We start from the raw sequence: 14,279 nt of genomic DNA on the forward strand, positions 1-14,279 counted from the left end.
GATCACTTCTTCAGCCGCAATTCAGCCGAGCGGGCGTGCGCCTGCAGGCCTTCGCCATAGGCCAGTTCGGCGGCGATCCTGCCCAGCGTCTGCGCGCCCTCTTCCGACACGCGGATCACGCTGGAACGCTTCTGGAAGTCATACACCCCTAGCGGCGAGGAGAAGCGCGCGGTCCGCGAGGTCGGCAGCACATGATTCGGGCCGGCGCAGTAATCACCCAGCGACTCGGACGAAAAACGTCCCAGGAACATGGCACCGGCATGACGGATCAGGTCAGCCCATTGTTGCGGCTCCTGTGCCGAAATCTCCAGGTGCTCGGCGGCGATCATGTTGGCGATCTCGCAGGCCTCTTGCATGTCGCGCACCTTGACCAGGGCGCCACGGTCGGTCAGCGAGGTACGGATCACGTCCTTGCGCGGCATGTCCTCCAGCAGACGGTTGATCGAGGCTTCCACCTTGGCGATGTAGTCCGCGTCGGGGCAGAGCAGGATGGACTGCGCCAGTTCATCGTGTTCGGCCTGCGAGAACAGGTCCATGGCGATCCAGTCGGGATCGGTGGCGCCGTCGCAGATGACCAGGATTTCCGAGGGACCGGCGATCATGTCGATGCCCACCACGCCGAACACGCGGCGCTTGGCAGCGGCCACATAGGCGTTGCCGGGGCCGACGATCTTGTCCACCTGCGGGATGGTCGCGGTGCCATAGGCCAGCGCACCGACCGCTTGCGCGCCCCCGATGGTGAAGACGCGATCCACGCCCGCAATGGCCGCGGCGGCCAGTACCAGCTCATTCTTCACGCCATCCGGCGTGGGCACGACCATGATCACTTCCTGCACGCCCGCCACCTTGGCGGGAATCGCATTCATCAACACCGACGAAGGATAGGCCGCCTTGCCGCCCGGCACGTAGATGCCCACGCGGTCCAGCGGCGTGACCTTCTGGCCCAGCTCGGTGCCGTCAGCTTCGCGATAGAGGAAGCCGTCGGAACCGCATTCCTTCTTCTGGCGCTCGTGATAGGCGCGCACACGGTCGGCGGCGGTCTGCAGCGCATGGCGACGTGCCTCGGGCAGGCCGGCCAGTGCCGCCTGCAGCGCTTCCTTGCCGATTTCCAGGGCGGCCACGGACGCGGCCTGCACGCGGTCGAAACGCTGCGTGTATTCCAGCACGGCGACATCGCCACGCGCCTTCACGTCGGCCAGGATGCCGGCAGCGGCGCGGTCGATGGCCTCGTCCTCGCTGGCTTCGAAGGCCAGCACGGCCGACAGCTTGTCACGGAAGCCGGCATCGGCGGAATCGAGTTTTCGGATGGCAATGCTCATGGTCTCACCTGCTCTGCGAGGAAATCTGGGTCGTTGAAATGACAGTATTACTTGGCCTTGGACGCCTTCTCGAAGGCATCGAGGATGGGCTGCAAGCGCTCGCGCTTCAACTTCAGCGCGGCCTGGTTGACCACCAGGCGCGAGGAGATATCGATGATGTGCTCGACCTCCACCAGCTTGTTGGCGCGCAGCGTGCCACCGGTGCTGACCAGGTCGACGATGGCGTCCGACAGGCCCACCAGCGGACCCAGTTCCATCGAGCCATACAGCTTGATCAGGTCCACGTGCACGCCCTTGGCGGCGAAGTGTTCGCGTGCGGTCTTGACGTACTTGGTCACCACCCGCAGGCGCGCACCCTGGCGCACCGCGCTGGCATAGTCGAAACCTTCCTGCACCGCCACCGACAGGCGGCACTTGGCGATGTTCAGGTCGATCGGCTGGTACAGGCCTTCGCCGCCGTGTTCCAGCAGCACGTCCTTGCCGGCCACGCCGAAATCGGCCGCACCATATTGCACATAGGTCGGCACGTCGGAAGCGCGCACGATGATCACCCGCACGTCAGGATCATTGGTCGGCAGGATCAGCTTGCGCGACGACTCCGGGTCCTCGGACACGGTGATGCGTGCCGCCTTGAGCAGCGGCAGGGTCTCTTCGAAGATGCGGCCCTTGGAGAGCGCCAGCGTCAGTTGTTGGGTCATGATGTTGTACTTTTCAATCCGAAAACTTATTTGATGCGCTGGATGTCCGCCCCAATGGCCGACAGCTTGGCTTCCATGCGGTCGTAACCACGGTCGAGGTGGTAGATGCGCTCCACCACCGTCTCGCCCTGCGCAGCCAGGCCGGCGATGACCAGCGAGGCCGAAGCACGCAGGTCGGTAGCCATCACCGGCGCACCGATGAATTTTTCCACGCCGGTGACGATGGCGGTGTTGCCCTCCACATCGATGGCCGCGCCCAGGCGGTTCAATTCCTGCACGTGCATGAAACGGTTCTCGAAGATGGTCTCCGTGACGTGGCTGGTGCCTTCGGCGATGCAGTTCAGCGCCATGAACTGCGCCTGCATATCGGTCGGGAAGCCAGGATATTCGGTGGTGCGGAAACTCACGGCCTTGGGCCGACGTGCCATCTGGATGCGAATCCAGTCCTCGCCCGAGGTGAGGATGGCACCGGCGTCGCGCAGCTTGTCCAGCGCGGCATCCAGCAGCCCGGCGCGGGTGCGCTGCAGGGTCACGTCACCGCCAGTGGCAGCCACGGCACACAGGAAGGTACCGGTTTCGATGCGGTCGGCGATCACCTGGTGCGAGGCGCCGTGCAGCTTGTCCACGCCCTGGATCACCAGGCGGTCGGTACCGATGCCTTCGATCCTGGCGCCCATCTTCACCAGCAACTGGGCCAGATCGCCCACTTCAGGTTCGCGTGCGGCGTTTTCCAGCACCGTCTCGCCGTCGGCCAGCACTGCGGCCATCAGCAGGTTTTCGGTGCCGGTGACGGTGATCATGTCGGTGACGATGCGCGCACCCTTGAGGCGCTTGGCCTTGGCGTGGATGTAGCCGCCCTCGATATGGATCTCGGCACCCATGGCCTGCAGGCCCTTGATGTGCTGATCCACCGGCCGCGAGCCGATCGCGCAGCCACCCGGCAGCGAGACCTTGGCCTGGCCGAAGCGGGCCAGCAGCGGACCCAGCACCAGGATCGAGGCGCGCATGGTCTTGACCAGCTCATAGGGTGCTTCGGGACGGGTGATGTCGTTGCCGCTGAGCACCATCTCCTCGCCGTTCTCGCGCACGCGCAGGCCCATCTGCTTCATCAGCTGGGTAATCGTGACCACGTCCTGCAGGTGCGGCACATTGGTCAGGTGCAGATCATCGGCCGTCAGCAGACCCGCGCACAGGATGGGCAGGGCGGCATTCTTGGCGCCGGAAATGGTGACATCGCCGGAGAGGCGCTTGCCGCCACGGATCAGGAGCTTGTCCATCGTATTGCCTTATTTCTGGAATTCTTCGGGGGTCAGGGTCTTCATCGACAGCGCGTGGATTTCTTCGCGCATGCGGTCACCCAGGGCGGCGTAGACCAGCTGGTGACGCTGGATCAGGCGCTTGCCGGTAAAGGCATCGGCGACGATGACGGCGGTGAAGTGCTGGCCGTCGCCCTCCACTTCGAGGTGCTGGCACTCCAGGCCGGCGGCGATATAGCTTTTGACGAGTTCGGGGGTGGGTAGCATGGTGAGGCTCTTCACAGGAATAGGGGGAATGCCGGGGGGCTCAATGCGAACCGGCGCGCAACTTGTAACCGCTCTTGAGCATGCGCACGGCCAGCGTGGACAGCGCCACGAAGAACACGGCGACGATACCGAGGCTGGTCATAGGGGGAATGTCGGACTGACCGAAGAAGCCGTAGCGAAAGCCATCGATCATATAAAAAAACGGGTTGAAATGCGATACCGCCTGCCAGAACGGGGGCAGCGAGTGTATCGAATAGAACACGCCGGCCAGGAAGGTCAGCGGCACGATCAGGAAATTCTGGAACGCCGCCAGCTGGTCGAACTTCTCGGCCCAGATACCCGCGATCAGGCCCATGGTCCCCAGAATGCCTGCGCCCAGCAGCGCAAACACCAGGATCCACAGCGGTGCCACGAAGTCCAGATGACCAAACCAGACCGTCACCACGAACACACCGGCACCCACCATCAGGCCACGCACCACGGCCGCCAGCACATAGCCACCGAACATTTCCCAATGCGACAGTGGCGTGAGCAGCACGAACACCAGGTTACCGGTGATCTTGGACTGGATCAGCGAGGACGAACTGTTGGCAAAGGCATTCTGCAACACGCTCATCATCACCAGGCCCGGCACCAGGAAACCGGTGTAGTTCACGCCCGGATAGACCTGCACGCGGTCCTGCAGCACATGGCCGAAGATCAGCAGATAGAGCAGCGCCGTCACCACCGGGGCCGTGATGGTCTGGGTGGCAACCTTCCAGAAACGCAGGATTTCCTTGTAGAAAAGGGTGCGGAAACCGATCATTTTTCATCTCCCATGATCTGGATGAAGACGTCTTCCAGGTCGGCCTGCTGCAACTGAAGATCGTCGATCTCGGCGCCGGCGGCGCGCAGCGTGGCCAGGATGGGTTCGACTTCCTTGTAGTCATTCACGCGCAGCGTGTACTTGTTGGCAGTGTTGCCTGCGAGCAGTTCTTCCGGATGCGTCACCAGCGCCTTGAGGCCGTCCGGCAGCGCGCTGCGCTTGAGCTTGAGCACCATCTGCGAGCCCGAGATGCGGCGGATCAGGCCCTCGGTCGAATCCAACGCCACCACCTGCCCGAACTTGAGCATGGCGATGCGGTTGCACAGCGCCTGCGCCTCTTCCAGGTAGTGCGTGGTCAGCACGATGGTATGGCCTTCGCGGTTGAGGCGACCGATGAAATGCCACAGGGTCTGGCGCAACTCGACGTCCACGCCGGCCGTGGGTTCATCCAGCACGATCACCGGCGGCTTGTGCACCAGCGCCTGGGCCACCAGCACGCGGCGCTTCATGCCGCCCGACAGGGCGCGCATATTGGTATCGGCCTTGTTGGTGAGGTCCAGGTTTTCCATGACCTCGTCGATCCACTTGTCGTTGTTGCGCAGGCCGAAGTAACCGGACTGCATGCGCAGCGTCTCGCGCACCGTGAAGAAGGGATCGAACACCAGTTCCTGCGGCACCACGCCCAGCTTCATGCGGGCCGCGCGATAGTCGCTGACGACGTCGTGACCGTGGATGGTGACCGAACCGGAATCAGCCCGGTTCAGGCCGGCGATGATGGAGATCAGCGTGGTCTTGCCGGCGCCGTTGGGCCCGAGCAAGCCGAAGAACTCACCTTCCTCGATTGCCAGCGAAACGCCGCCCAGCGCCTGCAGCGACTGGTAACGCTTCTTGATGTCTGTGATTTGGAGAGCGGCCATTGCCTCGCCCATTCGATACGTTATTTGCCAGAAAGAAATGAGGGAGCGGGAATCCACCAGGAATCCCTCACCCGCCTCGCCCTGGCCCCGTGCCGCCTGCCGTCCTGTAGGGGAGGTACGGCGGTGACGCAGCCATGTTGTCGTTATGCCATCGCGGTCAGGCCGCAGATCGCTGGTATTCAGGTTTTGCCGGGCTCAGGTGAAGCCACGTTCAAGGGAGGAAAATCCGGTGCACGAGGCCGCAAGCGCGCCTGCAAAACATTCGATTATAGGGGAATTCGATTTTCCGGGCCGCCGCGGGTCATCCGCACCGGCCGGAGGGACTGGACCGATCAGTGATGTCGATCGGTCGCGGAGGTAGGCGCCGCCGTGCCTTGCAGCAGGGCGGAAACACCGTAGAGGTCGGCCAGGCTCTGCAGATTGGCCGGCAGGGTGCCAAATTCCAGCGCTGCGCCACGCTCGGCAGCCGCGCGCCGCCAGGCCAGCAGTGTAGCCACGGCCGAGGAATCGACCACGGTCACCTCGCTCACATCGATGCGGCCCTGCCCGGCGGCGATGGCCGAGAGGCCGTCGCGCAGGACAGTACTGGCATTGGTGAAGGTCAGCGAGGTGCCGGGCTTGAACATGGTGCAGGTTCTTTCGGATCGGTGAAGAAAATTACTTCTTGCCGTTGCTGCGGGCAGCCAGTTGCTGGTTCTTGTCGCTCAACGCCTTGATCAGGCCGTCGATGCCGCCCTTGCTGATCTCGCTGGAGAAAGTGCCGCGATAGGCCTCGACCAGCCAGGCGCCCAGCACGTTGACGTCATACAGCTTCCAGCCGTCGGCCTTCTTTTCCAGGCGATAGCTCAGCTGGATGGGTTCACCGCCACGCGAGGAAATGACCTGCGAGTTCACTTCCACTTCGGTATCGCCAGGGGCGGCGCGCAGGGGCTTGAATTCGATCTTCTGGTCACGGACCTGCGACAGGGCGCCGGAGTAGGTGAACACCAGCAGGCTGCGGAACTGGGTGATCAGCTCCTTCTGCTGTTCCGGCGTGGCCTGGCGCCAGTATCGGCCGGCGGCCAGCTGGGTCATGCGCTCGAAGTCCACGTACGGCAGGATCTTCTGTTCGACCAGTTGCATGATGCGGCCGTTGTTGCCGGCCTGGATGTCCTTGTCGTTCTTGGCGGTGTCCAGCACCTCCGAACTGATGCGCTTGACCAGGGCATCCGGAGCCTCCTGGGCGGAAGCGGCGCCCGAGAAGGACAGGGCGGGAACGGCGATGGCGGCAATGGCGAAAAGTTTGGCAAGCATCTTCATAAGTGGTTTTCCATTCGAGTCAGCGGAAGGGGCCGGATTCTGCACGGGCAGGCATGCGCATCGGCATGCTTCCGGCAACCAGCGTCGGCGACCAGCGCCGGCAACTCCTTCGAAACCCGCCAAATGACGGGGTTCCCGTGCCGTCACAGCTGGCAACGGGTGTTACAGATAATGCAGTTCAGCGGATTTTCAAGGGCTGCGGCGCTGGCGGGCCATTCAGCCCGGCCAGCCGATCAGGGCTTTACGGCTCGATGGTGTTTTCCGGCTGATCCTTGCCGCCACCGGCGCCATTGATCTGGCTCTGGCGACGTTGCAGGTAGGCATCACGCACGAAATCGTACTTGTCCAGCGCGGCGTCTTCCAGCAGGGTCGAGGCATCCAGCAACTGGGCGCGGCGGTCGACGATGCGCACCACTGCACCGACGTTGCGCCAGCGTACCGGACGCTTGTAGGTCCACAGGTCGCCATACAGGTCCACCGGCAGGCCGGCGGTATCACGCACGGTCGACGGGCCGAAGAACGGCAGCACCACGTACGGACCCGAGCCTACGCCCCACTTGCCCAGGGTCTGGCCGAAATCGGACTTTTCACGCGGCAGGCGGGCTTCGGTCGCCACGTCCAGCACGCCACCCAGACCGAAGGTGGTGTTGATGGCCACGCGCATGAAGGTCGATACACCCTGCTCGACGCGACCCTGCAGCAACTGGTTGATCGACGACCACAGGTCACCGATGTTGCCGAAGAAGTTGCCCACACCATGCTGCACCGGATTGGGCACCACCGCGTCATAGGCCTGCGCTGCCGGCTTCAGGGCCACCTTGTCGACCGTGTCGTTGAAGCTGAACATGGTCCGGTTGAAACCTTCCAGCGGATCATTGGGATTGTTGCTGGTGCTGGCGCAGCCGGTCAGGGCTGCGGCTGCCAGGGCGATGGCGCCCAGGCGGCTCGCGTAGGCAGTGTTGATGGTCTTCTTATTCATTTTGAATCATCCTTTCCCTCTGCCGCCTTGCTGTAGAGGAACTGACCGATCAGGTTCTCCAGCACGATTGCGGATTGCGTCATCTTAATGGTATCGCCCGAAGCCAGGTTAGCAGTATCGCCGCCCGGTTCGATGCCGATGTATTGTTCACCCAACAGCCCCGAAGTCAGAATCTTTGCGGAGCTGTCCTTGGGGAATTTGTAGCCCTCGTCCATGTTCAGCATCACCACGGCGCGGAAGGTCTGGTCGTCGAAGCGGATCGAGTCCACGCGGCCCACCACCACACCGGCGCTCTTGACCGCCGCACGCGACTTCAGGCCGCCGATGTTGTCGAAGCTGGCCTTGAGCGCATAGGTCTTCTGACCGAAGGACATCGAGCTCATGTTGCCGGCCTTGAGCGCCAGGAACACCAGCGCAGCCACGCCCAGCAGCACGAAGATTCCAACCCAGGCATCCAGTGATTTACGTTGCATAGTTCAACCCTCTATATTCATCGTCGCCCGCATACGGGCGCTCTACATTCTTTGCCGCGATCAGCTGAACATCAGCGCGGTCAGCAGGAAGTCCAGGCCCAGCACCATCAGCGAAGCGATCACCACGGTGCGGGTGGTGGCGCGGGCCACCCCCTCCGGCGTGGGCTGCGCCTGGTATCCCTGGAACAGCGCCACGAAGGTCACTGCCACGCCGAAGACGACGCTCTTCAGCACGCCGTTGGCGATATCGTTCCAGACGTCCACGCCGCCCTGCATCTGCGACCAGAAGGCGCCTTCATCGACGCCGATCAGCAGCACGCCGACCACATAACCGCCCATGACGCCCACGGCACTGAAGATCGCCGCCAGCACCGGCATGGCGATGACACCCGCCCAGAAACGCGGCGCGACCACGCGTTGCAACGGGTTCACGGCCATCATCTCCATGGCCGACAGTTGTTCGCCGGCCTTCATCAGGCCGATCTCGGCGGTCAGCGAGGTCCCGGCGCGCCCGGCAAACAGCAGCGCAGTCACCACCGGACCCAGTTCACGCGTCAGCGACAGGGCCACCAGCAGACCCAGCGCCTGTTCGGAACCGTATTTGTTGAGCGTGTAATAACCCTGCAGACCCAGCACGAAACCCACGAACAAGCCGGACACCGCGATGATCACCAGCGAATAGTTACCGATGAAGTGGATCTGGTCGGTAATGAGGCGCGGACGACGCAGCAAGCCCAACGAGGCGCCCAGCATGTTGACGAACATGCGTGCAGCAAAACCGACCCCGACCACGAACTCCCGGATACTGCGGCCCAGGCCGCTGACGAGACCGACGATCATGCGCCGCCTCCCAGACCCAGGTCCGCGGCCAGCGACTTGCCGGGATAGTGGAAAGGCACCGGCCCATCGGCCTCGGCGTGGACAAATTGCTTCACATAGGGATCGGTGGAATGACGCATCTCTTCCGGTGTACCCTGGGCCACGATCTTGCCGGCGGACAGGAAATACACATAATCGGCGATACCGAAGGATTCATTGACGTCGTGCGACACCAGGATGGATGTCGACCCCAGCGCATCATTGAGACGACGGATCAGGTTGGCGGTCACACCCATGGAAATCGGATCGAGGCCGGCGAAGGGCTCGTCATACATGATCAGCGCCGGGTCCAGCGCGATCGCCCGGGCCAGCGCCACGCGCCGCGCCATGCCGCCGGAGATTTCCGCCGGCTTCAGCGCTGCCGCATTGCGCAGGCCGACGGCGTTGAGCTTCATCAGGACCAGGTCGCGGATGAGCGTTTCATCCAAGTCGGTATGCTCGCGCAGTGGAAAGGCCACGTTGTCGAACACCGTCATGTCGGTAAACAGCGCGCCGTTCTGGAACAGCATGCCCATCTTGCGACGCAACAAATACAGTTGTCCGGTCCCCAGGTCGGGCACGTTTTCGCCATCCACTTCCACCCTGCCCTGCTGCGGCTGCAACTGTCCGCCGATCAACCGCAGGATGGTGGTCTTGCCCGAACCGGAACCGCCCATGACCGCCACCACCTTTCCGCGCGGGAAATCCATATGGAGACCGGACAGGATCGGCCGGTCGCCATAACGGAAGTGCAGATCGCGGATTTCAACGATATTAGGCAAAGGGATTCTTCGAGTTCTTTGGAAAACCGACATTGTAGAGCAAATTTTACAAATCGCTTTCAAGAGGGCAATGCAGCGTGTAAATGGCCGCGGCGAAACGAGCCTTTTCTTTACAAGTTGCGTGCAATTTAGAGGAACTTGATAACTATTGCCAACAACCAACTTGCTGACGAATGAGTCAGTTAAATATTGTGCATTTCAGATATTTCCCATTGCGTGGCATATACGCAACGAATTCATATATAAAAGACAACACGGGTGTAATTCGCCCCCAAAACGCTCCATGTCGAGGGGGACTCAAGGTTTTCGGACAGGAATGCCGGCGCCCGGAGGACCCGCCCGGAAGAACAATGCAGCCGAGCAAAGCATAGGGTTGCGGCGCACGGCTTGCTACAATGTCGGTTTTGCTTTCGGAAGAATCTGTCATGAGCCTCAAATGCGGCATCGTGGGTCTGCCCAACGTCGGTAAGTCCACCCTTTTCAACGCGCTGACCAAGGCCGGCATCGCCGCCGAGAACTATCCGTTCTGCACCATCGAGCCCAATGTCGGCATCGTGGAAGTGCCCGATCCGCGCCTGAAGGCGCTGGCCGAGATCGTCAAACCCGAGCGCATCCTGCCGGCGACCGTCGAATTCGTCGACATCGCAGGCCTGGTGGCGGGTGCCTCCAAGGGTGAAGGCCTGGGCAACCAGTTCCTCTCGCACATCCGCGAGACCGACGCTATCGTCAACGTGGTGCGCTGCTTCGAAGACCCCAACGTGATCCACGTTGCCGGCCGTGTCAGCCCGCTGGACGACATCGCCGTGATCCAGACCGAACTGGCCCTGGCCGACATGGGCACGGTCGAAAAGGCCATCCACCGCGAGCAGAAGAAAGCCCGTTCCGGCGACAAGGACGCCGCCAAGCTGGTCGCCCTGCTGGAACGCATCATGCCGGCGCTGGACGAAGCCAAGCCGGTGCGTGCCCTGGGCCTGGATGCCGAAGAGATGCTGCTGATCAAGCCGCTGTGCCTGATCACCGCCAAGCCGGCCATGTATGTGGCCAACGTGTCCGATAGCGGCTTCACCAACAACCCCTTGCTGGACCAGCTGACCGGCTACGCCAAGGAACAGAACGCCCCCATCGTGGCCATCTGCGCCGCCATCGAAGCCGAGATCGCCGACCTGGACGACGCCGACAAGGTCGACTTCCTGGCCGACATGGGCATGGAAGAACCGGGCCTGGACCGCCTGATCCGCGCCGCCTTCAAGCTGCTGGGCCTGCAGACCTACTTCACCGCTGGCGTGAAGGAAGTGCGTGCCTGGACCGTCCCGGTCGGCGCCACCGGCCCGCAGGCGGCGGGTGTGATCCACACCGACTTCGAGCGCGGCTTCATCCGCGCGCAGACCATCGCCTTCGAGGACTACATCGCCTGCAAGGGTGAGACCGGTGCCAAGGAAGCAGGCAAGATGCGGGCCGAAGGCAAGGAGTATGTGGTCAAGGATGGGGATGTGATGAATTTCCTGTTCACCCGTACGTAAGCCTTCATCGACATTCACCGGAAAGTTGCAAGCTATCGACATAGTCTTCCGGTGATTTTATTGGTGTTTGTGCAAGCCTAAGGTAATAAGAGGCAGGTTCGTATCTTCTGGGAGCGGATTAAGTTTTCAGAAAACAAATAGCCCGCCAGATTTCTCTGCGGGCTATGCTTATCTTCCGGCTATTTACTCAGAAGTCTTGGACTGAATAGCTTCTTAGCTAAATACGAGCTTAAAGCAAAAAACCTTTACTTTCCTTCGTCATTCTTAAGCTCTTTCCGCACTCCTACATCACTCACTCCCTCCAGCGCTTCCCTGACTTTTTTCATAAAGTCGTCGACGTTAATTCCCAATTCTTCACACCACACGAGTAGCCCAACGGCCGTAATTCTTCGTTCGCCCGTTTCAACTTTGCTCACATAGCCTTGGTAGTGTCCTAGAGCTGTAGCGAGGTCACTTTGCTTTACGCCAGCCGCCTCCCTTTCCTCTCGCAATAACTGCAAGAAGACTTTCTCGATATACCTGTATTTGTCCTTTTCCATCGGCGCTCCAGATTCTGCGCCGATAGTTTGAATTAAAACGTGTCATTCTCAATTTTGGCATATGCCAATTTGGAGAATCACGGTATAGTAATCGCCAATCATTTCAGTGACCAATAGTTTTCGCGACATCGATGAGCAGTTTCTTCACGCTCTGATTGGCTCGTTTCAATCTCTGCTCTTCTATTTCAAATCCGTATATGGCATTGAGAGCTGAAGCGACACCGCCTGAGCGAGATATTCCGGCCCCGCAATGAACTATCAGTGTGTGTATCGAATCTGGCAGCCCCCGAACGAACTGATGTACTTCCAAAGCCTGTTCTTTCGTCATCGCGTCTCCCAGCTTCTTTTTAGCTCTGTCGGTGATCTCACGCGCCAAGAAGTCGACATCACTAAACCTGAGCCTCAAGAGAAATTCATGTGACGAAAGGATTGCTGGAGCGGAGCGGGCGTTGACGATTGAAATCATGGCGACGCCGGGCAGGAGAGGAATTCGTTCTGCATCCCCCTCTGAAAGCGCCAGAACTCGTTTGCCTGTTACTGGAGGACGATGAATCGCTGCGAAGATATCTTTGATTCTGTTGTTCATGGAAGCGATTGTTTCAGCACTACCCGTTGCCGGCAACAGCCACGAGTGCGAGCACCGGCCGCAGCAATTGCTCCTGGCAAGCAGAAGCGGCAACTTACTGCTGCTAAAGAATTGAACACCCTTTTGTGGGCAAAAACCTGCCGTAAAGAATTTTGAAAAATTCCTAGGAGAAGTGGCATGACCGCAACGGAATCTCACCAACACCGAGACGCGCGTGAGGAGATGGAAGCTGAAATTGGCGAGCAAATTAAACGGTATCGCATCAACAAAATGGTACTGGACCAAGAAACATTTGCATCTCGTGCTGGCATCAGTGTGAGAACGTTGCGGAATCTGGAAAGGGGAAATGGAAGTTCGCTAAGCAGCTATCTGCGGGTCATCCGCGCCACGGGACGCTATCCTTGGTTACTAGAGGTGCTTCCGGATGTCTTGGCGCCGGTAATTGTCGTGCAACAGATTAAGCAGCGGCAGAGGGTCCACCGTGTGAAGGGGGAGAAGTCTGACGCCCAGAGGTAATGACCTGGTAGCCGCTTGGAAAATGCAAGCGACAGCTTGAATACGCCACCTCCTGTGTAACCTGACCTCCTACCATCTGACCGCTAGAATTTCGCATGCAGTTTTAGCGAATTCAAAAAAAATTCAAAATAATTTGAAATATGGGTACTCCGCGAAGCTATACCCATATGTCTCAGTCGCGACAAGCGCGGCATCTCAACGGACATTGGCTATAACTTTAAATTTGGAGTATTCACATGAGCAAGTATTGGGTGGCCTGCCGCGGCCTGAAGAAGCTGGACGGTGTCTTGGCAAGCAATATTCACATTTTCAAGCGGTGCGAAAAGAAGAAGACCCTCTTCGTTGACCTGCAACCGCTTCAACGATTCGCCTATTATAGAGTCAGGGACTTATCCACAGGACTTGAGCAGAACGCCTGTTACGCCTATGACGAAGATATGTGGTTCCGAGTTGGCCACAGCGACGATGAGTTTTCCGACCGTTTGGATCTTCTTGCAAAGTTGGTGGGTTACGCTTGGACTCTTCGTGGCACAGAGGCTCAAGGTCCCTTCTATGAGCTATTTAGCTACGGCTGGGGCCTCATCGATACGGCCACATGCAAAAAGCTCGCTGCCGACTTTGCGCTATGGAAGCTTCGTGCTGAGGAAATTGGCAACGTCGAACTCAACTTCTACGACTGGTACATTATGATGGAACGTATGTTCTTGATGGGCGCTGACAATGGCGCAGTCCGGAGCCAAAGTTCATAGAAAAAATGCCGAGATAATCGCATCTTGGCGAAGCGACTAACTAAGGCCAGCATCCCGATGATGCCGGCCTATTTTGCGTTCAGTCGAGACTATGCATGAAGGAAACGAAGGTCATCAACCGCGTGGATCGGCGCAATTACTTCAGTCCAAGCGGAATACAAAAACGCGTCCTTCATGTCACGGTACCATTTGCAAACCTCAAGATTGCCAGTTGATTCTGCAAATGGCACTCAATATGCATCATTAGTTCTATGGCCTACCCAAGCAGCAGCATTCAACTATTTATTCAATGCCCCGCCCGCAAGAAGGTTAAGTGAACTACATGCGGTGATTCTCCGCCTAGGCATCAAACAGGGAAGCCTGATATAACGAGACGCCACCGCAACGGCTAAGTGCACCTCCATTCTCCCGCCCTTCCAACTGGTACTTTCCAACCCGATGGAGCCCTCCGGTTTCCGACTCTTGAGTGGCCCAACTTCTCACGATTTTCCAGCCGGCGGCCCTAAGCTCCGAAATTCTGGGCCGCGGATCGACAATTTCAAGGAAACGGACGGCATCCATCGTCGTAACGCTCCCCCGCTTCAACATTGCCCCTAAGATTCGCTGACGCTGCTGATGCGAGTTGTTGCCAGGCCATGTATGTTGAATTGCATCGAAAACTGACCCACTTAAGCCAGAAATTTGCATCCTAAGTTGACCCATGTTTAGACCACAAT

At 59.7% G+C, this 14,279-nt stretch carries 18 protein-coding genes; 3 read left to right on the forward strand and 15 right to left on the reverse strand.

The window, feature by feature from the left end:
* Nucleotides 1-2: 2 nt before the first annotated feature.
* The 12 genes from hisD to HWE04_RS20540 form a co-directional block, all read right to left on the reverse strand.
* Nucleotides 3-1,319, reverse strand: a complete 1,317-nt coding sequence (hisD, locus tag HWE04_RS20485) for a histidinol dehydrogenase (protein ID WP_241813557.1) — start codon at nt 1,317-1,319, stop codon at nt 3-5.
* 47 nt (nt 1,320-1,366) lie between these two features.
* The gene (gene hisG / locus HWE04_RS20490; protein WP_241813558.1) at nt 1,367-2,017 is read right to left on the reverse strand and encodes an ATP phosphoribosyltransferase; all 651 of its coding nucleotides are present in this window, start codon (nt 2,015-2,017) and stop codon (nt 1,367-1,369) included.
* A 26-nt stretch (nt 2,018-2,043) separates the two neighbouring features.
* On the reverse strand, nt 2,044-3,294 hold the full coding sequence (murA, locus tag HWE04_RS20495; protein WP_241813559.1) for a UDP-N-acetylglucosamine 1-carboxyvinyltransferase: 1,251 nt from the start codon (nt 3,292-3,294) through the stop codon (nt 2,044-2,046).
* A 9-nt stretch (nt 3,295-3,303) separates the two neighbouring features.
* Nucleotides 3,304-3,540: a BolA family protein gene (locus HWE04_RS20500; protein WP_006461568.1), complete on the reverse strand. Its 237-nt coding sequence runs from the start codon at nt 3,538-3,540 to the stop codon at nt 3,304-3,306.
* A gap of 40 nt (nt 3,541-3,580) precedes the next feature.
* Entirely contained in the window at nt 3,581-4,345 is a 765-nt protein-coding gene (locus HWE04_RS20505) for an ABC transporter permease (protein ID WP_006461567.1), read from the reverse strand.
* Nucleotides 4,342-5,262, reverse strand: coding sequence for an ABC transporter ATP-binding protein (locus tag HWE04_RS20510; protein WP_077236287.1), 921 nt, complete (start codon nt 5,260-5,262; stop codon nt 4,342-4,344). The genes HWE04_RS20505 and HWE04_RS20510 overlap by 4 nt, the downstream gene beginning before the upstream one ends.
* 332 nt (nt 5,263-5,594) lie before the next feature.
* Nucleotides 5,595-5,888, reverse strand: coding sequence for an STAS domain-containing protein (locus HWE04_RS20515; RefSeq protein ID WP_241813560.1), 294 nt, complete (start codon nt 5,886-5,888; stop codon nt 5,595-5,597).
* A gap of 31 nt (nt 5,889-5,919) precedes the next feature.
* On the reverse strand, nt 5,920-6,561 hold the full coding sequence (locus HWE04_RS20520) for an MlaC/ttg2D family ABC transporter substrate-binding protein (RefSeq protein WP_241813561.1): 642 nt from the start codon (nt 6,559-6,561) through the stop codon (nt 5,920-5,922).
* Between the two features lie 241 nt (nt 6,562-6,802).
* The gene (locus tag HWE04_RS20525) at nt 6,803-7,540 is read right to left on the reverse strand and encodes an MlaA family lipoprotein (RefSeq protein WP_077236054.1); all 738 of its coding nucleotides are present in this window, start codon (nt 7,538-7,540) and stop codon (nt 6,803-6,805) included.
* A complete protein-coding gene (gene mlaD, locus HWE04_RS20530; RefSeq protein ID WP_006461562.1) occupies nt 7,537-8,013 on the reverse strand; it encodes an outer membrane lipid asymmetry maintenance protein MlaD in 477 nt (158 codons plus the stop codon). Before mlaD ends, HWE04_RS20525 begins: the two co-directional genes overlap by 4 nt.
* Before the next feature lie 60 nt (nt 8,014-8,073).
* Nucleotides 8,074-8,853, reverse strand: a complete 780-nt coding sequence (mlaE, locus tag HWE04_RS20535; RefSeq protein WP_006461561.1) for a lipid asymmetry maintenance ABC transporter permease subunit MlaE — start codon at nt 8,851-8,853, stop codon at nt 8,074-8,076.
* Nucleotides 8,850-9,653, reverse strand: a complete 804-nt coding sequence (locus HWE04_RS20540; RefSeq protein ID WP_241813562.1) for an ABC transporter ATP-binding protein — start codon at nt 9,651-9,653, stop codon at nt 8,850-8,852. Before HWE04_RS20540 ends, mlaE begins: the two co-directional genes overlap by 4 nt.
* A gap of 425 nt (nt 9,654-10,078) precedes the next feature.
* Between HWE04_RS20540 and ychF the strand changes: the two genes are divergently transcribed.
* On the forward strand, nt 10,079-11,173 hold the full coding sequence (gene ychF, locus HWE04_RS20545) for a redox-regulated ATPase YchF (RefSeq protein ID WP_241813563.1): 1,095 nt from the start codon (nt 10,079-10,081) through the stop codon (nt 11,171-11,173).
* A 245-nt stretch (nt 11,174-11,418) separates the two neighbouring features.
* Here ychF and HWE04_RS20550 read toward each other — a convergent pair whose 3' ends face one another.
* Together HWE04_RS20550 and HWE04_RS20555 are read right to left on the reverse strand one after the other, a co-directional pair.
* Entirely contained in the window at nt 11,419-11,712 is a 294-nt protein-coding gene (locus HWE04_RS20550; RefSeq protein WP_241813564.1) for a helix-turn-helix domain-containing protein, read from the reverse strand.
* Between the two features lie 103 nt (nt 11,713-11,815).
* On the reverse strand, nt 11,816-12,298 hold the full coding sequence (locus tag HWE04_RS20555; protein ID WP_241813565.1) for a hypothetical protein: 483 nt from the start codon (nt 12,296-12,298) through the stop codon (nt 11,816-11,818).
* A gap of 177 nt (nt 12,299-12,475) precedes the next feature.
* Between HWE04_RS20555 and HWE04_RS20560 the strand changes: the two genes are divergently transcribed.
* Both HWE04_RS20560 and HWE04_RS20565 read left to right on the forward strand, forming a co-directional pair.
* On the forward strand, nt 12,476-12,814 hold the full coding sequence (locus HWE04_RS20560) for a hypothetical protein (RefSeq protein WP_241813566.1): 339 nt from the start codon (nt 12,476-12,478) through the stop codon (nt 12,812-12,814).
* Between the two features lie 236 nt (nt 12,815-13,050).
* Entirely contained in the window at nt 13,051-13,563 is a 513-nt protein-coding gene (locus HWE04_RS20565) for a hypothetical protein (RefSeq protein ID WP_241813567.1), read from the forward strand.
* Between the two features lie 339 nt (nt 13,564-13,902).
* Here the strand turns inward: HWE04_RS20565 and HWE04_RS24495 are convergent, their stop codons facing one another.
* Nucleotides 13,903-14,265 (reverse strand): helix-turn-helix domain-containing protein, encoded by a 363-nt coding sequence (locus HWE04_RS24495; RefSeq protein ID WP_342222442.1) that lies wholly within the window; start codon nt 14,263-14,265, stop codon nt 13,903-13,905.
* Nucleotides 14,266-14,279 lie beyond the last annotated feature (14 nt).

Origin of the sequence: Herbaspirillum sp. C7C2 (genome assembly GCF_022627865.1) — a bacterium.
Lineage (GTDB): Bacteria > Pseudomonadota > Gammaproteobacteria > Burkholderiales > Burkholderiaceae_D > Herbaspirillum > Herbaspirillum frisingense.